General features: G+C 34.0%; 24 protein-coding genes and 1 pseudogene. 17 read left to right on the top strand and 8 right to left on the bottom strand.

All coding sequences use genetic code 11. The features are described from left to right. Nucleotides 1-351, bottom strand: a pseudogene (locus Q0W25_RS07310) (hypothetical protein); the annotation flags it as partial. A gap of 62 nt (nt 352-413) precedes the next feature. Further along, nucleotides 414-1,109 carry an archaetidylserine synthase gene (locus Q0W25_RS07305; RefSeq protein ID WP_298520710.1) on the bottom strand — a complete coding sequence of 232 codons (696 nt, stop codon included), beginning with the start codon at nt 1,107-1,109 and terminating at the stop codon, nt 414-416. A 399-nt stretch (nt 1,110-1,508) separates the two neighbouring features. On the opposite strand from Q0W25_RS07305, the gene Q0W25_RS07300 reads away from it, so the two are divergent. The 11 genes from Q0W25_RS07300 (at nt 1,509) to atwA (ending at nt 10,792) form a co-directional block, all read left to right on the top strand. Beyond that, the gene (locus tag Q0W25_RS07300; protein WP_298520707.1) at nt 1,509-2,147 is read left to right on the top strand and encodes a hypothetical protein; all 639 of its coding nucleotides are present in this window, start codon (nt 1,509-1,511) and stop codon (nt 2,145-2,147) included. A 2-nt stretch (nt 2,148-2,149) separates the two neighbouring features. Next, nucleotides 2,150-3,223 carry a rod shape-determining protein gene (locus tag Q0W25_RS07295; RefSeq protein ID WP_297825009.1) on the top strand — a complete coding sequence of 358 codons (1,074 nt, stop codon included), beginning with the start codon at nt 2,150-2,152 and terminating at the stop codon, nt 3,221-3,223. 48 nt (nt 3,224-3,271) lie between these two features. Further along, the gene (gene rnhB, locus Q0W25_RS07290; RefSeq protein WP_297825012.1) at nt 3,272-3,886 is read left to right on the top strand and encodes a ribonuclease HII; all 615 of its coding nucleotides are present in this window, start codon (nt 3,272-3,274) and stop codon (nt 3,884-3,886) included. A gap of 93 nt (nt 3,887-3,979) precedes the next feature. After that, the gene (locus Q0W25_RS07285) at nt 3,980-4,819 is read left to right on the top strand and encodes a MotA/TolQ/ExbB proton channel family protein (protein WP_297825015.1); all 840 of its coding nucleotides are present in this window, start codon (nt 3,980-3,982) and stop codon (nt 4,817-4,819) included. An 8-nt stretch (nt 4,820-4,827) separates the two neighbouring features. Then, nucleotides 4,828-5,241, top strand: coding sequence for a biopolymer transporter ExbD (locus tag Q0W25_RS07280; protein WP_297825018.1), 414 nt, complete (start codon nt 4,828-4,830; stop codon nt 5,239-5,241). Between the two features lie 15 nt (nt 5,242-5,256). Next, nucleotides 5,257-5,883: an IMP cyclohydrolase gene (locus Q0W25_RS07275; protein ID WP_298520713.1), complete on the top strand. Its 627-nt coding sequence runs from the start codon at nt 5,257-5,259 to the stop codon at nt 5,881-5,883. A gap of 35 nt (nt 5,884-5,918) precedes the next feature. Beyond that, nucleotides 5,919-6,683 (top strand): coenzyme F420-0:L-glutamate ligase, encoded by a 765-nt coding sequence (locus Q0W25_RS07270; RefSeq protein ID WP_298520703.1) that lies wholly within the window; start codon nt 5,919-5,921, stop codon nt 6,681-6,683. Nucleotides 6,684-6,692: 9 nt separating this feature from the next. Beyond that, nucleotides 6,693-7,598, top strand: coding sequence for a 2-phospho-L-lactate transferase (cofD, locus tag Q0W25_RS07265; RefSeq protein ID WP_297825025.1), 906 nt, complete (start codon nt 6,693-6,695; stop codon nt 7,596-7,598). A 20-nt stretch (nt 7,599-7,618) separates the two neighbouring features. Continuing rightward, nucleotides 7,619-8,380 carry a GTP cyclohydrolase III gene (locus Q0W25_RS07260; protein WP_297825027.1) on the top strand — a complete coding sequence of 254 codons (762 nt, stop codon included), beginning with the start codon at nt 7,619-7,621 and terminating at the stop codon, nt 8,378-8,380. 29 nt (nt 8,381-8,409) lie between these two features. Further along, nucleotides 8,410-9,120, top strand: coding sequence for a tRNA-dihydrouridine synthase (locus Q0W25_RS07255; RefSeq protein ID WP_367270530.1), 711 nt, complete (start codon nt 8,410-8,412; stop codon nt 9,118-9,120). A gap of 73 nt (nt 9,121-9,193) precedes the next feature. Further along, nucleotides 9,194-10,792, top strand: coding sequence for a methyl coenzyme M reductase system, component A2 (atwA, locus tag Q0W25_RS07250; protein WP_298520695.1), 1,599 nt, complete (start codon nt 9,194-9,196; stop codon nt 10,790-10,792). Between the two features lie 6 nt (nt 10,793-10,798). On the opposite strand, the gene Q0W25_RS07245 is transcribed toward atwA, so the two are convergent. Then, entirely contained in the window at nt 10,799-11,491 is a 693-nt protein-coding gene (locus Q0W25_RS07245) for a M48 family metallopeptidase (RefSeq protein ID WP_298520691.1), read from the bottom strand. Nucleotides 11,492-11,648: 157 nt separating this feature from the next. On the opposite strand from Q0W25_RS07245, the gene Q0W25_RS07240 reads away from it, so the two are divergent. The 3 genes from Q0W25_RS07240 to hemA are packed head-to-tail and all read left to right on the top strand — an operon-like array spanning nt 11,649 to nt 13,948. After that, on the top strand, nt 11,649-12,131 hold the full coding sequence (locus Q0W25_RS07240) for a methanogenesis marker 9 domain-containing protein (RefSeq protein ID WP_297825038.1): 483 nt from the start codon (nt 11,649-11,651) through the stop codon (nt 12,129-12,131). Between the two features lies 1 nt (nt 12,132). Continuing rightward, nucleotides 12,133-12,759, top strand: coding sequence for a bifunctional precorrin-2 dehydrogenase/sirohydrochlorin ferrochelatase (locus Q0W25_RS07235; RefSeq protein WP_297825040.1), 627 nt, complete (start codon nt 12,133-12,135; stop codon nt 12,757-12,759). Then, nucleotides 12,749-13,948, top strand: coding sequence for a glutamyl-tRNA reductase (hemA, locus tag Q0W25_RS07230; protein WP_297825043.1), 1,200 nt, complete (start codon nt 12,749-12,751; stop codon nt 13,946-13,948). Before Q0W25_RS07235 ends, hemA begins: the two co-directional genes overlap by 11 nt. On the opposite strand, the gene Q0W25_RS07225 is transcribed toward hemA, so the two are convergent. Beyond that, nucleotides 13,949-15,073, bottom strand: a complete 1,125-nt coding sequence (locus Q0W25_RS07225; RefSeq protein WP_298520688.1) for an AAA family ATPase — start codon at nt 15,071-15,073, stop codon at nt 13,949-13,951. Nucleotides 15,074-15,170: 97 nt separating this feature from the next. On the opposite strand from Q0W25_RS07225, the gene Q0W25_RS07220 reads away from it, so the two are divergent. Beyond that, on the top strand, nt 15,171-16,247 hold the full coding sequence (locus Q0W25_RS07220) for a metallophosphoesterase (RefSeq protein ID WP_298520685.1): 1,077 nt from the start codon (nt 15,171-15,173) through the stop codon (nt 16,245-16,247). Between the two features lie 14 nt (nt 16,248-16,261). Beyond that, a complete protein-coding gene (locus Q0W25_RS07215) occupies nt 16,262-16,756 on the top strand; it encodes a zinc ribbon domain-containing protein (RefSeq protein ID WP_298520682.1) in 495 nt (164 codons plus the stop codon). On the opposite strand, the gene Q0W25_RS07210 is transcribed toward Q0W25_RS07215, so the two are convergent. Together Q0W25_RS07210 and Q0W25_RS07205 are read right to left on the bottom strand one after the other, a co-directional pair. Next, complete coding sequence (locus Q0W25_RS07210; protein WP_298520679.1) at nt 16,753-17,589, bottom strand: TIM barrel protein; 837 nt, start codon at nt 17,587-17,589, stop codon at nt 16,753-16,755. The genes Q0W25_RS07215 and Q0W25_RS07210 overlap by 4 nt on opposite strands. Before the next feature lie 32 nt (nt 17,590-17,621). Further along, nucleotides 17,622-18,638, bottom strand: a complete 1,017-nt coding sequence (locus Q0W25_RS07205; protein WP_297825059.1) for a phosphorylating glyceraldehyde-3-phosphate dehydrogenase — start codon at nt 18,636-18,638, stop codon at nt 17,622-17,624. 136 nt (nt 18,639-18,774) lie between these two features. Here Q0W25_RS07205 and Q0W25_RS07200 point away from each other — a divergent pair, with 136 nt between their 5' ends. Next, a complete protein-coding gene (locus Q0W25_RS07200) occupies nt 18,775-19,539 on the top strand; it encodes an alpha/beta fold hydrolase (RefSeq protein WP_298520675.1) in 765 nt (254 codons plus the stop codon). 2 nt (nt 19,540-19,541) lie between these two features. Here Q0W25_RS07200 and Q0W25_RS07195 read toward each other — a convergent pair whose 3' ends face one another. Next, on the bottom strand, nt 19,542-19,745 hold the full coding sequence (locus tag Q0W25_RS07195; RefSeq protein WP_297825064.1) for a heavy-metal-associated domain-containing protein: 204 nt from the start codon (nt 19,743-19,745) through the stop codon (nt 19,542-19,544). Between the two features lie 30 nt (nt 19,746-19,775). Further along, nucleotides 19,776-20,867, bottom strand: a 1,092-nt coding sequence (locus Q0W25_RS07190; RefSeq protein WP_298520672.1) for a cation-translocating P-type ATPase, incomplete at its 5' end; no start/stop codon positions are given.

The raw sequence follows: 20,867 nt of genomic DNA, 5'->3' as shown, positions 1-20,867 counted from the left end.
CATTGCTGTAGGGGATGTTGTAAGAGCCCCGGAATATAATTCATGAAGCTCATTTAACTTTGTTGTTTTCTCAAAGGACAATTCTTTTTGTGCAGGTTCAAATACTAAAAAGTAATATGAAGAGATTATCAGTGTTATCAAAATGAGAGTTGTTATTATTATGCCTATCTTTCTTTTCTTTTCGTTTTCACTGATGTCCGTGGTGTTTGGACTTAAATAGATGCCCAATTTATGGTTGAATTTCTTCAGCAAACTCAAATCATCGTCTTTTTTAGCAGGTTTTGGTAAAATATTTTCAAGATTTTCTGATTTTTCAAAACCTTCAGGATATAATGGATCTCTTGGTTTCATGGTGAATACTCCTTTTTAATAAATTTTGATGGTTAATTTAATTAACTAGGAGTGTTGCTTTCTTAGTTTTTAATTAAATTTATGAACAGGTAGTATAAACAGAATAAAAGCAAAATTACAGCAGGAATATTGATGCTGAATATGGTGGTTGGTATTGGAAGAATCATCAGTACAATCAAAACACATGATATCGCAATTATTGGGATGTTTGAAAATTTAGGATATTTAACATTGCTAATCATTAAAACGGAAATAATGGCACTTAGTAATAATGCAAAATAAGGGTTAAATAATCCTGTAAGATAATATGTGGCTATTATGAATGACATGCAGGGGATAGGAAGTCCAATAAATCCTTCGACATTCACGTAATCAGCTATTACATTATATCTTGTCAATCTTAAAACTCCGCAAGAAACAATTAATAAGCTAATTATTATAGTTATTGCATGTAATATGATTGATGTGGTGTTTATGGAAGTATAGATAAATACAGCGGGCGCTACACCAAATGAAACAATGTCTGATAATGAATCAATGTTTTTTCCAAAACCATATTTGTCATTTCTATTTGTTTTTCGAGCTACCCAACCATCTGTGGAGTCAAACACGATTGCAAAAATCATTAAAAATGCGGCAAGCCAAAATTCATGGTTGATTGAACATAAAATTGATAAAAATCCTGAAGCCATGTTCAATAAGGATATGAAATCGGATATTGCTACAAAATGTCCTATGTTAGTTTTTTCAATTTCCATGTTTTAACCCCAGTAATACTATTCATTTCATTTCTTATTAATTTTATCTTGCAAACCACATTATTATAACTAATATTTATTTTTAATTATTAATAAGTGTTATTTTTTCTCAATAAATCAAATTAAATTATCCTTTAAAGATTTAATTCCAATATAAATCATATTTTTTAATTTAATTGTTGTATTGGTTCAAAAATCTTTTAAAATATTGAAATTATTTCTTAAATTAAATGTAAAGATAAAATATATATAATAATAGTTTGCATAGATATTAATTGTTAGACATTAATAAGCAAGCATAATCTTGTAATTTGGGATAATTTGAATAAATTATTTTTAAATTTATAGCTTGATTATTAGAGTAACTGAAATTTAGATTAATTAAATGCGAGTAGTCAAATGATTGAAGATAATATACGTATGCTTAGACAAGCTGCAATGCGCACTTCCGATGAGAATTATAAAATCGAAAAAAGTTGGGGTGTACTTGCAGGCAATGCTGAACTAATCGATGAAATGGCTTATAGGGCAATTGCATCAAATCACAGCATTAAAATCTTGTTTCGCGAGCACGTTATATTAAATGAAGGGAATCTTGATAAGAAATTTGATTTTATCATGATTCACGGAAATTCAATCTTGGTCAATGAGTTCAAAAGAGAATGCAATAATCGTGGCGGGGCTGCTGTCAGCGTTCCGCGTGTTATTTTGGCAGACGAACCTAATCTGATGGTGTTTGTAGCACCGGATGACGTGATTAGGAATGTCGTATCAAAACTTGAAAAATCCAAAATATCCATTGCTATATTGCAGGAATCTCAGACTACCAGTTTCATTGACATTGATTTAAATAACGAGGTAAAACTACCAAACTTTATCAAATCTGCTTTGAAGCCATTTTATAATGCTAACGAAGTCGTTTTATCAGTAATTTTGCTTTCTGTCGAAAACGACTCTTTTGTTGGAAAGGTTCAAAGTATCGCTACATCTAATAAGATTTTCGTTATAGATTTTAAAGATATTGTAACGGAGGATTAATCATGAATATTTTTGGAAACGATGAGGAAGAACCACAAGTTACTAATACTAAGGTTATTAGCAATAGTTTAGGAATTGACTTAGGAACTTTAAATACTGTTATAGCAAAACCTTCTGGGGATAAATTTGATTTATATCAAATTCCATCTGTTGTGGCTGTCAAAAAAGATGATCCTGCTGAAGTTTTAGCTGTCGGTGAAGAAGCTAAAAGAATGCTCGGAAGAACTCCTGAAGATATTCTTGCAGTAAGACCATTGAAAAAAGGAGTAATTGAAAACGTTGTTCAAGCTCAAGCATTACTTATTAAAGCAATGCAAATCGGTATCAATGAGGGTGAAACTGTTGGAAGAATCGTTATTGGAATTCCAGGGGATGCTTCTGAAGTAGAAAAGAATGCTGCTGAAGAAATTGGAAGAAAAGCTGGTGCTCAAAATATTTTAGTTATTAGTGAAGGATTGGCTGCTGCTATTGGTGCAGGTTTACCTATTGCAGAACCAAACGGTACAATGGTTGTAGATATTGGTGCAGGTTCAACTGATATCGTAATCATATCTCTTGGTGGCATTAATGATATTGAAACCGTTAGATGTGGTGGAGATGACATTGATAATAAGATAGTGGAACTTGTTGCCGAAAAATATGATGTAGCTATCGGTATTCATGATGCAGAATCCGCAAAAATTGAAGTAGGTATGGTTCATTGCAGTGAACAACTCGAAAACTTAAGCGTTGAGGTCATCGGTAAATCTTTAGAAACCAACAGGCCTAAAAAGGTTGTCATTGATTCAATGTTAGTTGCAGATGCTGTAGAACCATATATGCAACAAATCGTTGACGGATTAAACATAATCCTCGAAAGACTATCTCCTGAATTAATGATGGGCGTTTACAATAACGCTGTTGCAGTTGGAGGAAGTTCTAGACTTCGTGGATTAAAAGAAAGGGTTTTCGATGAAATTTCCATTCCTATTGAAATTTCCGACGATCCAATGACTGTTGTAGCAAAAGGTACAGCTATTGTTGCTGCAGAACCTCTTGCATTAGAACCTGAAGTTCGTCTTAGAGCTATGAAATAAATATAATCTATTTATTTCTTCTTTTTTTTACTTTTTTTGTTGATTTTTATGGATGTTTTAGGTATTGATGAAGCTGGCAGAGGGTCTGTTTTAGGTCCAATGGTAATTGCTGGAGTTATTGTTCCCGAAAAAATGGATAAAGTTCTTGAAAGAATGGGAGTTAAGGATTCAAAAAGATTGACTCCAAACAGGCGCACTATTTTGTCCAGAAAATTAAAGAAAATGTTTGATTATGAAATTGTGGTGATATCCGCTCTTGAAATTGATCAGATGAGGGCGGATGGAATCAATCTCAACGACATAGAAAAAAATGCTATGAGAGATTTGATAATCAGATTAAATCCTGAAAAGGCTATTGTCGATGCTGTTGATGTCAAAGCAGAAAGATTCCAGAGAAATCTTTGCGAATCAACAGGACTCAATGTAATTGCGGAACATAAGGCTGATGATAAATATATTGAAGTTAGTGCTGCTTCCATCATTGCTAAAGCCGAAAGGGATGCTCAAATTGCTGAAATCAATAAGGATTATATTAAAATGGGTGGAATTGGTTCAGGTTATCCGTCTGACCCTACAACAAAAAAATTTTTAACTAATTACACCTATGATGAAATGCCGGATTTTGTTAGGAGGTCTTGGGCAACCGTTTCTAAAATGAAGTAATTGTTCTTTTTTTTTAAATAATATTTAAGTAGGTGTATTAATATATCTATCTTTATAAAATATTTTCAATATTTATAAAAACAGAGGATGAAAATGATTTTCGAATATATTACTCCATTTATTGATGGAATAATGGATATTTTTACTCAAGGAGGTATAATTACTTATATAATTCTTTTTATAGGTATTTATGGCCTCATTATTTCTATTAGAAAGATTATATATCTTAAAAAGATTAGTAAGGTTGATACTACTGAAATTTTTGGAGTCGTAACCGCTTCCATGGAAAGGGGTGGTGCTGTAGAAGCTCTAAAACAGCTTAATGGTTTTAAAAACCCTATTTCCAGAATTATTTCTGAAACTTTGAAAATAGGTTATAAAAACAAAACCGAAGTTGAAGAAAGTATGGAACAGATTTTCATTGTGGAAATGGCTAAAATGACTAAAGGTTTGGATTCAATTAAAACCATTACTGAATTGGCTCCATTTTTAGGGTTAATCGGTACTGTTATAGGTATTTGGATGACCTTTAAATCATTAGGTGTTCATCCCGATTCCGCGGCTATGGCTGAAGGTATCTACGTTGCATTAACAACAACCATTATGGGTCTTTTAGTAGCTATCGTCTTGCTTCCGATTCACACTTATATCCAAGGTATGATTGAAGCTGAAATGGATAAGATTGAACTTGCAACAAAGATGACAAACTGGGGATATGCAGTTGTTAAGGTCAGGGTTGATTCAAATGTCGAATGCGCTTTGGAAGCGCTTCAAGAGGCAGAAGGTGTTGTTAACACAAGATTGATTTCTGATCCTTATGCAAATATCAAGGTTTCTTTTAAGCCTAGTATGTTGGATAAAAGTATCTCAAATATTATTTTGGAAAAATGTAATGTTAATGCTGAAATTACTGAAAGTAAACTGAAACAATAGGTGATTATATGGCAATCGATGTCAGAAAACATAAAAAGAAGGTCCTTAGTCAAAAACCAAGTATCAATTTGGTTCCTTTTATTGACATTCTGTTTACAATCATGATTTTTTTAGTTGTCACAAGTAACTTTTCAGCTACTGATGTTCAAACTAATGATTCAACCGTTGCAGATAGTGCATCTGGAAAGCCAAATGTTACTGATGTTTCCGGTGATGCGGAATATTATGTAATGCCTGTTGCTAATCTGCACAAAGTTATAGTTAATGGTCAAGACCGCTCGGATGCAATTGCAGGTAGTGCTGTTGGGGTACAAGCAAAAGTTATTGACGAAGGTCAAATTGAGATTAAACCTGGTCAAATATCAATCACAACTCCTCCTGGAATTTCTCCAGATAAAGCTGTTCAACGTCCAGAACTCTAAAATCGAGGAATGAAAATGTACACTGGAAGAATTTTATCAATTGGGATGAATAAAGATGGTAAACCTTTTGCAGCATATCGTGTATCAAGTAGGTCATTTCCTAATAGGCAATGTCTTAAATTTGATAAGCGTGCAGCTGTTGTTCCAATAGAAGGTTTTGAAAAGGATATATTTAAGAATACTTACATTGCTTACAATAGTATTCGTATTGAAAGAGGTATAGCAATTGTGTCAAATGGTTCTCAAACAGATGTAATAACGGATAAAATAGCTTTAGGGATGAACATGAAAGACGCACTTGCATATTCATTGCTTACAATGGATTATGAAAAAGATGATTACAACACTCCAAGAATCGCTGCTGCTGTTTCTTCAAGCAGTGACGAAGATGAGTACGAATGTTTCATAGGCATTGTCAATGATAAAAAATTATTAGTTGAAGCAGTTCCATATGGTGAAGCAGCATTCATTTCAACATATGGCAGTCAAGCACCGGACCCAGTGGAGTTTGATGCAAAAACATCAACTGAAGCGGCTAAGTTTATTTTTGATGAAGGCACTTTTGCAGATTATGAAAAACCTGTAACTTCTTGTGCTGCCGTTTTTGATGGTGAATGGGATATAGATATCTATAACCCATAACTTTTTTTTATTTTACTTTTTTTTAAGATGATATTATGACTATTGAATTAATTGGATTAGAGAATATACCTATTGTTGATGATAAAAGCGACATTTCACAGATTATCAAAGATGCTATCATTGAACAAGGTTGCCAACTTAAACATGGTGATATTATTTTAATTGCTGAAACATTGATTTCAAAGTCTGAAGGCAATTTCATAAGAATTGATGATTTGGAACCTTCCGATTATGCGATGGATTTAGCAAAAAAAGCAAATAAAGATCCTAAATTGGTTCAAGCTATTTTGAATGAATCTAATGAAGTTGTTGAAATAGGCCCAAGTTTCATCATAACAGAAACAAAACAGGGTTTTGTTTGTGCCAATGCAGGCATTGATGAATCAAATGTAGGTGATGGCCTAGCCACTCCTATGCCGATTGATGCTGATAAATCCGCTTTTGAAATTCGTGAATTTTTAGAAGAGGAATTCGAAGAAGAGATTGCGGTAATAATTACTGATACTCAAGGAAGGGCATTTAGATTTGGAGCTATTGGTACAGCAATTGGATGTTCTGGAATATCCCCTATTTGGAAAAGAGTTGGTGAAAAGGATTTATATGGCAGAGAATTGGAAACTACTGAAATTGCAACATGCGATGAATTGGCTGCTGCGGCATCCCTTATAATGGGTCAGGCCGACGAAGGCCTTCCAGTAGTTCTCATACGTGGTTTTAGCAGTTTTGATATTTTAAGAAATGTCGAATCTAACATTAAACCGGTACTTATGCCAAAGGAATTTGATGTATTTAGAAAATAAGTGATTATTATGATTACTGTTTTATCCGGGGGCACTGGCACTCCTAAATTACTGCAAGGTTTAAAGGAAATTGTCGATCCGAGTGATTTGACAATTATCGTAAATACTCTAGAAAATGACTATTTTTCCGGAGTATACGTTTCAGCGGATGTCGACACTGTCTTATACACAATGGCGGACATGATAAATGATGAATTTTGGTATGGCGTTAAAGGAGACACATTCGTCACAAATGAGAGATTAAAGGAATTGGGATGTCCTGAATTACTTAGGATAGGTGACATTGACAGGGCTTTGAAAATACAAAAAACCCAATTGTTGGAAAAATATTCTCTCACAGAAGCCGTTGAAATCCAAGCAAAAAGCATGGGATTAACATCAAAGATAATTCCAATGAGTAATGAAGACTCCGACATTAAGATAATCACTGATATCGGAGAGTTGGAATTCCATGATTTTTTGATTAAGCATCAGACACAACCTGAAGTGTTAGACATTAAATTTTCCAATGTTTCACCTTCACAGGGAATTATTGAATCAATTGAAAACTCCGATGCTGTAATCATTGGCCCTTCAAATCCGATTACCTCTATTTCACCAATATTGGAATTGGATGGAGTTAAAGATGCTTTAAAAAATGCTTACGTTATTGCGGTATCTCCGATTATCGGTTCAGATTCAGTTTCAGGTCCTGCGAGCAAATTCATGAAGGCATTGGGTATTGAAGTTTCATCTGTTGGAGTGGCATCTTTATACGAGGACTTTTTGGATAATCTTGTCATTGACTTAAAAGATGATGATAAAAAAGATGAAATAAATCAAATAATTAATAAGGTAACAATTACAAATACAATAATGAATAGTTTTGATGCTAAGAAAAATTTAGCACAGACAATTATTGATAGTATTCCATAATATGGAGAGGCGATTATCAAATGATACAAATGACATTAATACAAATAGACAATTACGGACCATGGACTGTTACTCCAAGGCCACGTACAGAATCCGATTTACAAATGCTACAAGCAAACTTATTTGCTGACTTGAATAACCATTTTGGTAATAAGAAAGGTTTAGTTTTCTTCACTAGATTCGACAATTTACTTGCAATTTCAAACGGTTTAGATGAAGAGGACCATTTAAGAATTCAAAGATCTATTAGAAATAGATATCCTATAACTGTAAGTATGGGAGTAGGTGCTGCAGAAACTCCTCATGAAGCTCAAAAATTAGCTACCATTGCTCTTCAAAAAGCTGGTGGTGCTCAATCAAGCGAAAGAAAAGAAATTTTAGCTGTTGACAGTTTAGTAAGTGAAGAAGACAGCTTTGTTCAGGCAGCACACATAGACATTAATAGTGTGACCGAAACTTTAACTGATATAGAGTCTGCTTTTGATACAAGTTTCATGGTCAATAAAGCTCAACATTACTTAATGACTAAATTAATTAAAAAAGGCGCATTATTATTCTTCATCGGCGGAGATAATTTCATGTCTCCATGCAACGGTTTAACTGAAAAAGAAATTGAAGAGATTATGGTTGAAATCGATGAAGAAATTGGAATTAAACTCAAAGCAGGTATAGGCAGAGGAAAAAATGCTGAAGATGCAGCATACATGGCTGATATCGGACTTGAGGAAATTCGTGCAAACAATAATGAAATGTGGACTTGGGTAGTCGAAAAAGAATATTAAGTGGAATCATGATTAAAGTAGTTGCGCCAATGGCAGGAATTTCCGATTCAGAGTTTTTGAATAAGGTTATTCCATATGGTTTTGATGTAGCTACTTTAGGCGGTTACAGTTTGGACGCTCCCACAATAGAAGCAAGTAGAAAAATTGTTGAAAGGGGAAGAAAAGAGTTTGATTTTCCTTTAGATAAAATTTTTTCCCATATAGAAAATGAAATTGCTTCAATCAAAAAAGTGCATAATGATGTAAAAGTATCTGCAAATGTACGGGCAACGACTCCGCAACCAATCATTGATGTTGGTAAAATTAAGGATTTGGATATTGTCGAAATAAATTGTCATTGTCGCCAAGAGGAGATAATAGATATTGGTTGTGGACAGAACATGCTGAAGAGGCCTGATTTGAAAGAGTTCATATCAGAAATTGTCGATGGGGTTAATTGTGAGGTTTCTGTAAAAATCAGGGCCAATGTCGATGGTGTCGATACATTGGAAATTGCTAAATTAATCGAAGATGCTGGAGCAGATTATTTGCATATTGATGCTATGAAGAAAAATGTTTTTGATGCGGATTATGACCTTGTAAAGAAAGTATGTGAAAGCACTAAAATCAAAGTTATTGGGAATAATTCATTGAATTGTGAAGATAATATTAAAAAAATGATTGACACTGGAGTTTATGGGTTTTCAATAGCTCGTGCAGTTATTTCAGGCAATTTGAATTTTAATATCTCTCAATTTTAATATTTATAAAACAATTGTTATTAGAAAGTATTATTAATAGTTTAAAATAAAAATAAATTCAATAGGTGATTTCATGGATTTTATAACTCTTAAGAATATTACAAAAACTTTCGATGATGTTGATGTTCTTAAAGACATTAATTTAAAAATTAATGAGGGAGAAACTTTAGGTATTTTGGGACGTAGTGGAAGTGGAAAATCTGTTTTAATCAATATGCTGAGAGGTACATTAGATTACAAACCGGATTCAGGTAATATCATTATGAATCTTGCTGTTTGTCCGAATTGTTTGGCTGTTGATTCACCATCTCATGTAGGTGAAAAATGTAGTTGCGGATCTACATTAGAAGCTAAAGAAGTAGACTTCTTTAATGCTGAAAGAAAATTATTTGCAAGTATCAAAAGAAGAATTTCCATCATGCTACAACGTAACTTCGCATTATACGATGAAGAAACAGTAATTGAGAATGTTATGAGAGCAATGGGTGACGATAAAAGTTACGAAGAAAAAATATACACTGCTTTAGAATTATTGGAAATGGTTCAAATGAACCATAGGATTACTCACATTGCTCGTGATTTAAGTGGTGGAGAAAAACAGAGAGTTGTGCTTGCAAGACAATTGGCTAAAAATCCTATGACCTTTTTAGCTGATGAACCTACCGGTACTTTGGATCCACAAACTGCTGTAAAACTTCATAATACTTTAAAACTTGGAGTAAAAGATGAAGGAATAACAATGTTGATTACTTCTCACTGGCCTGAAGTAATGACTGAACTTGCAGATAATGTAATTTGGTTAGAAGATGGTCAAATCAAAGAGGAAGGCGACCCACATACCGTTGTCGAACACTTCATGGAAACCGTACCTATCCCTAAAAAACCTGAAATTCCTGAATTTGGTGAACCGGAAGTAGTTTTAGAAGATGTCAAAAAACATTATTACTCTATTGAACGTGGTGTTGTAAAAGCTGTGGATGGTGTCACTTTAACTATTAATAAAGAGGAAATCTTTGGAATTGTCGGATTAAGTGGTTCCGGTAAAACTACAACCACAAGAATGTTGATGGGTTTAACTGAACCAAGTGGTGGTAACATACAAATCAAACTTGGTGATGAATGGATTGACATGACTAAGGTTGGACCTCTTAACCGTGGCCGTATCATGCCGTATATTGGTTTATTACATCAAGAGTATTCTTTATATCCTCACAGAACAATTCTAGGTAACTTAACTGATGCTATCAGTTTGAATTTGCCTGCGGAATTTGGTAAAATTAAAGCTATTCATGCTTTGACCACTGTTGGATTTACAGAACCCAATGCAACCGCAATTCTTGAAAAATATCCTGATCAATTAAGTGTAGGAGAAAAGCACAGGGTAGCTCTTGCTCAAGTTTTAATCAAAGAGCCTAATCTCATAGTTTTAGATGAACCGACTGGTACAATGGATCCAGTTACCCGTGTTGTTGTAACAGATTCTATCTTAAAAGCTCGTGCTGAATTGGAACAAACATTCATTATCATTTCCCATGATATGGACTTCGTTTTAGATGTTTGTGACAGGGCAGCTCTAATGAGAGGAGGTAAACTCTTAGACATAGGAACTCCTGAAGAAATTGTTCAACAATTAACTCCAGATGAAAAAGAAGATATGCTTAAAGAAAATTAGGCCTTCTTATTCATTTAATCTTTTTTTTATTTCTTTCCAGTTTGGACAGTATATGTCCATTAATCTTTTAAATTTTTTTCCATGGTTAAATTCAATCAGATGGCAAAGTTCATGAATCATCACATATTCCAGACATTCTGGATCTTTTTTTGCCAATTTCAGATTAAGTGTTACGCGTCTGTCCTGTAGTCTGCAATTTCCCCAGTTTTTCATGTTTCTGACTTTCACTTCGGAGGGTCTTTGTCCAACTATTTTCACGCATTTTTCCAAAACGGGAGGTATTGCCCTTTTCAACTCTTTACGATATAATTCATATAACTGCTTTTCACGAGTCTCTCTTTTACTTCTTGAAGGAACTGGAAGATAAATTATCTTGTTTTCCCAATCCACCAGAGCTTCTTTCAAATCATTTTTGGAAACCAGTTTTAAAGTGTATTCCTTTGCCCAAAGCATGTGCTTTTCGCCGTCCGCATATTTCAAGGGGCTTTGAATCTTATTTTCCAAAATCAATTTCTGTTTGCTCATAATCCATTCCTTACGCAATCTAACAAAATCAATTATGTCTTTATCTGACACGAATAAAGGTGCAGACACTTTTACTTCTCCATTTGGGGGCAAAACTCGAAGATACATGTTTTTTATGTTTTTCCTTTCTAAAGTAATGTTAATATCTTCGATTATAATTTTTTCTCTGGCCATAAAACTCTCAATTTAAAATTTAATTTAATTCTATAAAAATTTTAGTTATTCTAATATCTACAAAAAAGATTATATATTCAAAGTTTAAATAAATTATATTATTATATTTATCAAATTATTGTTAAAAGAGGAATGAAAATAATTTTGGAGGTTTATCATGACTTGGGAAGATGCACCATCTCATATTTGCAGAGGAGGGGACATAAGAGGGCTTGCTTTTTGCTGTCCGCCAATTAAACCATGTCCTGTTTTAAATGCACTGCAGGAAGTAAATTTAACTCCTCAGGAATTCATAAACATCAAACTTCAATTTGGAAAGGAAACCAGATTGGGTGAAGGTGCTGGAACTTGTTTTGGATCACTTGTATGGTGTTGTAAACCATCTAAACCATGCCCATTAAGAGATATGACTTTAAGGAATATGGGTATGTCTCACGATGAATATTTAGACTTAAAAAAAGAATTATCTGAAAGGTTGGTGGGTGTTGAAAAACCTGCGCCTGATGAAAAGGCTGAAGCATTGGCTGAAACATTCAACATATCTAAACTCGAAGCAATGAATGTTTTGACTGAATGCAATAACGATTTAAGGGCTGCAGTAAAAATATTGCATGCTAAATCACTTGAAGAATCTGATTAAAATGGATTGGACTTCTCTTTATTTTAAAACATCTGATTTAAACGTGTTTATTTTAGGCACTGGAGAAGTTGCAACCAGGCGAGCGAATAAATTTTTGGACCATGGTGCCAATGTAAGATTGGCAGGAAATAGCTTATCTTCTGAATTGGAACATAAAGGGGCTGTATTATGTTCGACTGATGATGTTGATGAACTGGTCGAGTGGTCTGATTTGGTTGTAATAGCCAGCGGTGATGAGGAGTTGTCCGATTATGTTTCAGATATTGCTCATGATAAACTGATTAATAGGGCAGATTTTCCAAGGGATGGGAATATTATTGTCCCTACAAGCTTCAATATTGGAGAAATCGAAATATCTATTTTTACCAATGGAAAAAGTCCATTGATGGCTCGTCAGCTACGAAAAAAGATTCAATCAATTATCACTGAAGAAGACATTTTGGAAATTGAACTTCAATCTTATGCCCGTTCAATTTTAAAGAATAATGTTGATGAGCAAAAGGATAGGAAAAGATATCTTTATGATATCTTTGAAAATGAAAAAATTAAAGAATTCATTAAAAATAATCAAATTGATGAAGCTAAAAGTTATATTGATGATTTATTAGGGGATTGCAATGATACTTAATTTAAGGGTTGACCATAAAATTGCGGATGTACAGTCTATGGAAAATATTTCAAAGGACATCGATGAAATATTTTGGAAGCTACAGGAAAAATATTCCATTGGGGAATATATTGAGATAGCTACCTGCAACAGGAAAGAGTATTATATCCATAGCGATTATATTCAAGAAGACGAGGATCTTCTTTCCCATGAAAACCAAAGCATCATAATTGAATATGGTCAGTCCGCCGTAATTCATCTGTTGAGAATGACCTCCGGATTGGAATCAATGATTGTTGGTGAAGACCAGATTTTAGGTCAGGTAAAGGATGCCAAAAAGGCGGCCGTTAAGAACCATCATTGCGGAAAGGTTTTGGATACTGTCTTTACAAAAGCCATTCATGTAGGTCAGGTTGTAAGAAACAAGACCAACATCAATAAGGGTTCAGTTTCAATCGGTTCTGCAGCAATCGATTTGGCTGAAAAGCACATAGGCAGTCTGGATGATAAGTCCGTATTGGTTATCGGTGCCGGAAAAATGGGAAGGTTGGTTGCTAAAGCCCTTGCTGAAAAGGATTTAAACGCTATTTTTGTTGCAAATAGGACTTATTATGTTGCAGTCGAACTTGCCGATGATTTGGGAGGTCAGGCTATATTATTCAATGAGCTGGAAAAATACCTTGCTGAAGCAGATTTAATCATCAGTGCCACAAGCGCTCCGCATACAATAATTGATAAAAAACGTCTTTTAGGTATTGACATGGATTATGAGGAGTTGATGATTGTTGATATTGCAAATCCTCGTGATATCTCTACTGATGTTTCTGATATCGGTGTTAAATTATTCAATATAGATGATTTGAGGGAGATTGCAGATATAAATACTCAACTCAGAATTAAGGAATTTGGTGAGGCCGAAACCATAATCGATGAAGAGTACATTTTACTCAAAGAATCCTTTAAAATAATGGAAGTTGAAGATACTCTTGCTAGTTTAAGGTCATCTATGGAAGAGATAAGGCAACGTGAAACTCAAAAAGCATCTGTTAAATTGGCTGATGTAGATGGTAGTGTAAAAATTCTTGATAATTTAACAAATTCTATTGTCAATAAGATATTTTTCGATATTTCCAAAAAAGTTAAAACTGCTGCAAAGGAAGAAAACAAGGATATTGTTGCAGCATGTGAATACATTTTCAATTCAGAATAGCTATTCAAACATTCCTTTTATATCAATATTTTTGATTTTGCTGGCCTGTATTGAATATTCAATATTTTGCATTGTGATTTCATCAGAGTCATTAGCTATTGCATTGTGAAGTGATGTTTTCAATATTTTTTCTTTGATGTCCCTTCCGGACATGCCTTTTGTTATCTTAACGATTTTATTCAAGTCCAATTCATAATCTAGAGGCATAGTTTTCAGATTGTTTTCTATAATAATTAACCTTTCTTCTTCATTAGGCAAACTGAATTCAATTTCTTCTTCGAATCTGCTTCTTACAGCATAGTCCAGTGAAGATGGATTATTGGTTGCACCGATTGTTACCACATATTTGTTTTCACTTATTCCATCCATTTCGGTCAAAAGTGAATTTACAATTTCTGAAACGTCCCCTCTTAATGCCTGATATGATCTGTGAAGTGCAATTGCATCGATTTCATCAATGAAAATTATTGAAGGTGCGTTTTCGCTGGCCTTTTTGAACAGTTCATGGATTTTAGATGCACCATCTCCCACATGGTCACCAATCAATGAGGTGGCTTTGATTAGATGAAGCGGAACTTCAAGCTCGTTGGCCAATGCTTTGACAAGCATGGTTTTTCCGGTACCTGGAAGGCCGTAAAACAAAATATTTTTCGGAGCCCAAGGTCCGAATTTTTCAGGTTCCTCTAAATATTTTATGAGGACTTTAATCTTATTTTTAGCATTATTTTGGCCGACTATATCTGAAATTTTCAAATTTGAATCTATTTTGATTTCATCTTTAAGTTTGTAGACCTCTTCATCAAGAAGCTTGATTTTGGTTTTTTCAGAAATTATTGAGCCATTCGGTTTTGCAGTTATTATTTCAAAACCGTAATCAGGAATGATTTTTTGATCAAAGAGATATGATTTTTCGTTGACTTCCAATCCCAACCATTGGTCACGAGCGTACTCTTCAAACAGTTCCTTGTTGTTAATTTCAAAGTCATTTTCCATCATATTGAAATCAAATGGATATCCAACAGGTTTTAAAAGAACATACTCTGCAAATTCCTTATTTTCATTTTCTTTTTTTGCAGACTTTGGATTGGATGCTTTAATTTCTGCCTTTTTATTATCACTTTTCAAACAATCACCTCCTGAAATTTCATTTTTAACATTACTCTAATATGTTTGTCATATTATTTAAATAATGGTTGTAATATATTTTAATTTGGAGATAATCATGAGTTTCAGAACCAGGCGTGTATTGTTTATAACCCCATTTTACATGTTATTCGAATTCTTTTTACTGAAATATCTATTTTTATTGATTGGTGGTTTGAATGAGGGGCATCTGGTCATATTAACTGTCATTATTGGAGCATTGCACTTTGTTCCAATGTTGTTCGAAGAGAAGAAATCAAGAGCGTTCACACGGTTTTTAGAAACAATAGATGGAATCTGGATGTGGGCATCCGTGATGTTTCTAATAGATATTGTTGTGATCTATTTAGCAGGATTATTTATTGGAATTCCTCAAGGGATTATCTATTTATTATTGGCCATAGTTCCAATATTGGGTGTTTATAATTATCATAAAGCCCATAAACTGGTTGTTAATGAAGAAATTTTGGAATTAGATAACCTAACTCATGACATTGATATTGTTCATTTGTCTGATGTGCATTTCGGTTCCGTAAGGCATAAGGAAATCATTGCCCAAATTGCAAATAAATTAGATGAATTGGAAGATAAGTGTGATTTGGCAATAATTTCTGGAGATTTGGCCGATGGCTCCTGTGCCGTTGAGGAAAATGATTTTATGAGGCTAAAAGATGTTAAAATGCCAATATTTTTCACTCCTGGAAATCATGATTTCTATCCTGGAATTGAAAATGTAATTAAAGCCTGCAAGAATGCGGGAATAGTTGTTTTGGATAATGAAAATCAGGAATTTAAAAACTTGAATATTTATGGGCTAACCTATAGTTTTGATGAAATTAAAATGCCTACAAAGGAGGAGTTGGGCAATAGTATAAATCCTGATTTGGTCAATATTATTAATTATCATGTTCCATATTATTGGGATGAGTTCTCTTCATTGGGCTTTGATATTCAATTGTCCGGCCATACTCATGGAGGGCAGTTTTATCCGGTTGTAAGTATCGCCAATTTGATGTTCAAATATAATAAAGGTCTTTTTAAGAACAAATTAGGCAAATATATTCATGTTACAACAGGTGTGGGTTCAATGGATACTCCTATGAGATGGGGTACAGATTCGGAACTGGTTATTTTAAAATTGAGAAAATCTAAATAGTTTCTGGTGTAAAAATGAAGGGATTCAATTATTGTATGAATTGTGGTTTTAAGTTAACTCCTAGTGATAATTTTTGTCCAAAATGTGGTGTAAGAATTGGGGATGAAACCGGCAATGTTGAGTGGAAATTGCCTTATGAAATCAAAATCAATAATTTAAAGGAGGAATATGATTCCAAAGTAAATAATGCCAGTGAATTGTTAAAGAAAGAATTTAATCCTTATGAAAAGAGTTATGATAAATTTATTTCTGCAATAAACAAAAGCAATAATGTTTTTTATCATCAGCTTGAGATTACCAAAAGCATGTTGGAGTTATCCAGCAATAACTCTTCTAAAATCAAAAATGAACTCGATTTGAAATTTAAAACACTTTCGGATATCATTAAAAAAATGGATGATTTGATTGATGAGCTGATAATTCACTTGAGCAATAAAGAAAGTGAAGATGAAATAAAAAAATTATCCGAAGAAATGGATGATTTAATCAACTCTGTAAAGGATTACTAGATCATTTCTTCATAAATTTCTTTCATTTTTAAAGAATCCAAATCTCTTTGAGGAGTTTCACATATTATATTTGCCTTCCAGCCATTGTCTATCAAATTGGATAGTAAATCTCTGACATTTGGCCCATATTCATCACTTTCATCCAGTGTGTGATGCTTTACTTCACCGCCGTTGCCATATTCGATTGTTGTGTAATGGCAGTGTAGGATATCTATATCCAAATTGTCTTCAATTGTTGAAAATATGCAATTGTAGTCTTCTTTTTTATTTAAAAATCCTCGTCCTCTTGCATGAACATGTGCAAAGTCAATGGTCGGCTCAAAATGATCAAATGTGGCGCATAATTCAACCACTTCGCTCACATTTCCAAGTTGGGTACGTTTGCCTGTGGTTTCAGGAGCAAATGTAAAATCTTCGATGCCTTCCGCTTCAAGCTCTTCAAATAATCTGTTGACAGTATTTTTGGATATTTCCATCGCCTTTTCAGGTTTTCTGTTTAGATAAGCGCCGGGGTGGAATACTAGTCTGTATGCTCCCATCCATTCGCCTGCACGTGCGGCAGCTATTAAATGCCCAATGCTTTTGTCAAGTTTTTCCTCTTCTTTGGCACACAAATTGATGTAGTATGGGGCATGCATTGAAACCAGGATATCATGCTTTTCGGATTCTTCTTTAAGTGTGGTCGCTGCTTTTTCTCCAATTCTCACACCATATGGTGATTGATATTCGTAGGAGTTGAGTCCTTCTTCAGAAATGTATTTTGGAGCTTTATAAGCGGCTCCCTTATAGTTTATAGGGCTTCCTGCAGGGCCAAAAATTACTTTATGTTTCATTTAAATCATTAAAAAAATAGTAAAAAGGGAATTTAGAATATTCCCATAGCTTCGTTAGTTTTTGCAATAGATTTTTCATTGTCGCTTTCCATTTCTAAAAGCGCACGGATAGCATCAATGTTTTCTGGAATTACGTCAGATTCCTGATGCACTGCTTGCATGTAGAACAATTCATTTCCTACAACATTAATGGATTCTTTCCAGACTGGAATTTCATATAAGTCATTTCTGTTTCTTCCAAGTTCTTTGGCATATTCCATTAATTCAGCAGTTGAACCTAATCCCTCTTCAGCAGAAACTACAATTACTCTGGAACGTTTTTCCAAAGCTTCAATAATCTCTTCAGTTTCCACGTCATTGTTGATTTCAACCATAATGTTGTGCTGGTGCATTAAAGTGGTAGGCACAAGCAATGCCATGGTTGTCACGTCAATGCCTTTCATTACGGTCTGTACGTCAGGACCGTGGTGAGACGGTACTTTTGGAGGGTTTGGTACGATTGCATTGATTGGACCTTTCTTGATTTCAGATGGGTCTGATCCTCTTCTGACCATTACTGCCCTTACCTTTTTGATGTCTGCAATTGGGTCAATTGTAGATAATGTACGGGTCAAACCGGTAGTGTTACAGGAAACTACCCTTGTGTAATCTGCACCGTATGAATCATCATAATTAGAAATAGCATTAAATGAAAGACCTGTTAAATCATGGTCTTCTCCACCTTGATAAATAGCTTTAACGCCAGCTTTTTTATACATTTCAAGGTTTTGAGGTCCGATACTTCCAGGAGTACAATCAACAACAACATCAGCTTCTTGAATCATGTCTTCAACAGTACCGGCTATTTCGATTCCTGCATCTTTGAACATCTGTTCTCTTTCAGGAATGCCAATGTATAAAGGATAGCCTTTTTCTTCAACTGCAGTTCTTGCTTCGTAATTTGGTCTAGTTTTACTTACACCAATCACTTTCATGTCATCTTGAGCGGCTACTGCATCAGCCACTCTTTTACCGATGGTTCCATAACCATTAATAGCAACAGTTTTCATGTTAATCCCTTTTTTATAATAATTGATTTATTATATACTTTAAGGTTTGTTAGTTAACTTATTTAAAATTTGATATTTGTTTGATTTAAAAAGATAATGGGAAATATTATTATAAATGTATAATAAAAGTCAATTCATGAATTATAAAGTTGAAGGAAATGGTGAAACATTAGTTTTTCTTCATGGGCTTTCAGATAATTTGCTTTATTGGGAATTTTTGGCAAGCAGTCTGAAAGAGGATTATCAGGTTATCCGATTGGATTTTAGAGGTCATGGAGAATCTGAACTGGGTGATGGAGAAGTAACAATTGGTCAATATGTCAATGATTTAACCAACCTCCTAAAGAAGTTGGATGTGGGTAAAATTAATCTGATTGGATTTTCATTAGGTGGTGCTGTAGCTTTGGATTTTGCAGTCAAATATCCGAAGAAAGTATCCTCTCTTGTGCTGATGTCAAGCTTTTTCAAGATTAATGAAGACTCTAAAAAAATTTTAATTCAATTAAAAGAGGCATTGGAAAGTAGTTTTGAAGATTTCTATGATTTGATTCTGCCGAAAGTGCTATGTCCAGAAGTAATTAATGAAAATAATGAGGAACTCGAGGTATTAAAGGGAATTGCTTCACAAACTGCAAATACGCAGGCATATATTAAGGCAGTCGACGCCTGTTTGGATTTTGACATTGAAGATAAACTGTCCGAAATTGATATTCCAACTTTGATTTTGGCGGGAAAATATGATGGAATGTTTGAACTGGATACACAAATTCAACTTCAAAGCAAAATTAAGGATTCAAAACTAGTTGTTTTCGACAATGCCAAACACAATCTGTTGGTCGGAAAAAACAATTTGGAAATTTTGGAAATTATAAAAGATTTTATAAAAAAAGAAAGTAAGTAGAATTATTCTACTTTAAAACCAGCTTCTTCAACAGCTTCGTTGATGTCTTCATCGCTTACGTCGCCGGACATAGTAATTGTTGTAATTCCAGAGTCTAAATCTGCTTTTGCATCTTCAATTCCGTCAACGTCTTTTAAGCATAATTCCACAGCATTAACACATGATGGGCAGTGCATGCCCACTACTTTGATTTCTTTTTCAGCCATAATAATTCACCTTATTATCGATATTAATAGTTATGTTATGGAATTATTTAAATGTTTAGTCATGCCTAATTTTTCATGTTTCTCATAATCCTTATTTGAAAATTTATATTTCACCAATGTTGAGGAGTAAATAATCACTGCGACTGATCCGATATTGTGAATCAATGCTCCTTCAATGGGATTTAGAATTCCCAAAATTGCTAGAGCCATCGCGACAATATTCAATGTTAATGCAAATCCAATTCCTGTGCTTATTATTTTTATTGTTCTTTTGGCTATTCCGATTAGATGAGGAATGTCCTCGATGTTGTCATTTACCAGTGCAATATTTGCCACTTCTATACTGACATCGCTTCCAATGTTTCCCATAGCGATTCCAACATTGGCTTTTCTTAAGGAAGGTCCGTCATTTATCCCATCTCCAATCATTGCGACTTTGTGGCCGAGAATTTGTTCCATTTTTATATATTCTGTTTTATCTTCAGGCAAACAGTTTGATTTGACATTTCTAATTTTTACCTGACTTGCAATAAAGTTAGCTGTCTTTTCATTGTCTCCTGTAAGCAATGTTGTTTTTATTCTCATTTTTTTCAATTTTCTTATTGTTTCCTTTGATTTTTTACGCAATGTGTCTGCAAGCAGTATTTTTCCAATGATTTTTTCATCTTTTGCCACATATATCTGAATTTCACAGTTTTCCTGTTTTTCTTCTTCTTTGAAAGGTATATTTTCATATTCTAATAATTTTTTATTTCCTGCGATAATTCTTGAGCCGTTGATTGTTCCGCTAACTCCTGCTCCAATATGCATTTTAAAATCATTTACCTCAGCAAAATTAGTGTTGTTGTAATAATTTACAATTGCTTTTGCTACGGGGTGTTCTGATTTTGACTCTAGGGATGCAAGTAAAAAAATCATCTCTTTAGGGTTATCTGATATGACATTGACTACTTCTGGAGTGCCGTTTGTCAGTGTTCCTGTCTTGTCGAATACTAGTTCGCTAACATGAGCCAGTTCTTCAAGAGATTCACCATCTTTTACTAAAATTCCGTATTTTGTCAGATTTCCGATGGCTGCCATGATTGCGGTGGGGGTGGCTAGAACTAGTGCACATGGGCAGAA

It is taken from the genome of uncultured Methanobrevibacter sp. (assembly GCF_947166415.1).
GTDB lineage: Archaea > Methanobacteriota > Methanobacteria > Methanobacteriales > Methanobacteriaceae > Methanocatella.
This window is presented reverse-complemented; position numbering and strand designations above follow the sequence as displayed.

What these genes read in the sequence shown, in the direction of transcription:
- Q0W25_RS07305 (WP_298520710.1), bottom strand. Translation starts at nt 1,109, where the DNA reads ATGGAAATTGAAAAAACTAACATAGGACATTTTGTAGCAATATCCGAT.
- Q0W25_RS07300 (WP_298520707.1), top strand. Translation starts at nt 1,509, where the DNA reads ATGATTGAAGATAATATACGTATGCTTAGACAAGCTGCAATGCGCACT.
- Q0W25_RS07295 (WP_297825009.1), top strand. Translation starts at nt 2,150, where the DNA reads ATGAATATTTTTGGAAACGATGAGGAAGAACCACAAGTTACTAATACT.
- rnhB (WP_297825012.1), top strand. Translation starts at nt 3,272, where the DNA reads ATGGATGTTTTAGGTATTGATGAAGCTGGCAGAGGGTCTGTTTTAGGT.
- Q0W25_RS07285 (WP_297825015.1), top strand. Translation starts at nt 3,980, where the DNA reads ATGATTTTCGAATATATTACTCCATTTATTGATGGAATAATGGATATT.
- Q0W25_RS07280 (WP_297825018.1), top strand. Translation starts at nt 4,828, where the DNA reads ATGGCAATCGATGTCAGAAAACATAAAAAGAAGGTCCTTAGTCAAAAA.
- Q0W25_RS07275 (WP_298520713.1), top strand. Translation starts at nt 5,257, where the DNA reads ATGTACACTGGAAGAATTTTATCAATTGGGATGAATAAAGATGGTAAA.
- Q0W25_RS07270 (WP_298520703.1), top strand. Translation starts at nt 5,919, where the DNA reads ATGACTATTGAATTAATTGGATTAGAGAATATACCTATTGTTGATGAT.
- cofD (WP_297825025.1), top strand. Translation starts at nt 6,693, where the DNA reads ATGATTACTGTTTTATCCGGGGGCACTGGCACTCCTAAATTACTGCAA.
- Q0W25_RS07260 (WP_297825027.1), top strand. Translation starts at nt 7,619, where the DNA reads ATGATACAAATGACATTAATACAAATAGACAATTACGGACCATGGACT.
- Q0W25_RS07255 (WP_367270530.1), top strand. Translation starts at nt 8,410, where the DNA reads ATGGCAGGAATTTCCGATTCAGAGTTTTTGAATAAGGTTATTCCATAT.
- atwA (WP_298520695.1), top strand. Translation starts at nt 9,194, where the DNA reads ATGGATTTTATAACTCTTAAGAATATTACAAAAACTTTCGATGATGTT.
- Q0W25_RS07245 (WP_298520691.1), bottom strand. Translation starts at nt 11,491, where the DNA reads ATGGCCAGAGAAAAAATTATAATCGAAGATATTAACATTACTTTAGAA.
- Q0W25_RS07240 (WP_297825038.1), top strand. Translation starts at nt 11,649, where the DNA reads ATGACTTGGGAAGATGCACCATCTCATATTTGCAGAGGAGGGGACATA.
- Q0W25_RS07235 (WP_297825040.1), top strand. Translation starts at nt 12,133, where the DNA reads ATGGATTGGACTTCTCTTTATTTTAAAACATCTGATTTAAACGTGTTT.
- hemA (WP_297825043.1), top strand. Translation starts at nt 12,749, where the DNA reads ATGATACTTAATTTAAGGGTTGACCATAAAATTGCGGATGTACAGTCT.
- Q0W25_RS07220 (WP_298520685.1), top strand. Translation starts at nt 15,171, where the DNA reads ATGAGTTTCAGAACCAGGCGTGTATTGTTTATAACCCCATTTTACATG.
- Q0W25_RS07215 (WP_298520682.1), top strand. Translation starts at nt 16,262, where the DNA reads ATGAAGGGATTCAATTATTGTATGAATTGTGGTTTTAAGTTAACTCCT.
- Q0W25_RS07210 (WP_298520679.1), bottom strand. Translation starts at nt 17,589, where the DNA reads ATGAAACATAAAGTAATTTTTGGCCCTGCAGGAAGCCCTATAAACTAT.
- Q0W25_RS07205 (WP_297825059.1), bottom strand. Translation starts at nt 18,638, where the DNA reads ATGAAAACTGTTGCTATTAATGGTTATGGAACCATCGGTAAAAGAGTG.
- Q0W25_RS07200 (WP_298520675.1), top strand. Translation starts at nt 18,775, where the DNA reads ATGAATTATAAAGTTGAAGGAAATGGTGAAACATTAGTTTTTCTTCAT.
- Q0W25_RS07195 (WP_297825064.1), bottom strand. Translation starts at nt 19,745, where the DNA reads ATGGCTGAAAAAGAAATCAAAGTAGTGGGCATGCACTGCCCATCATGT.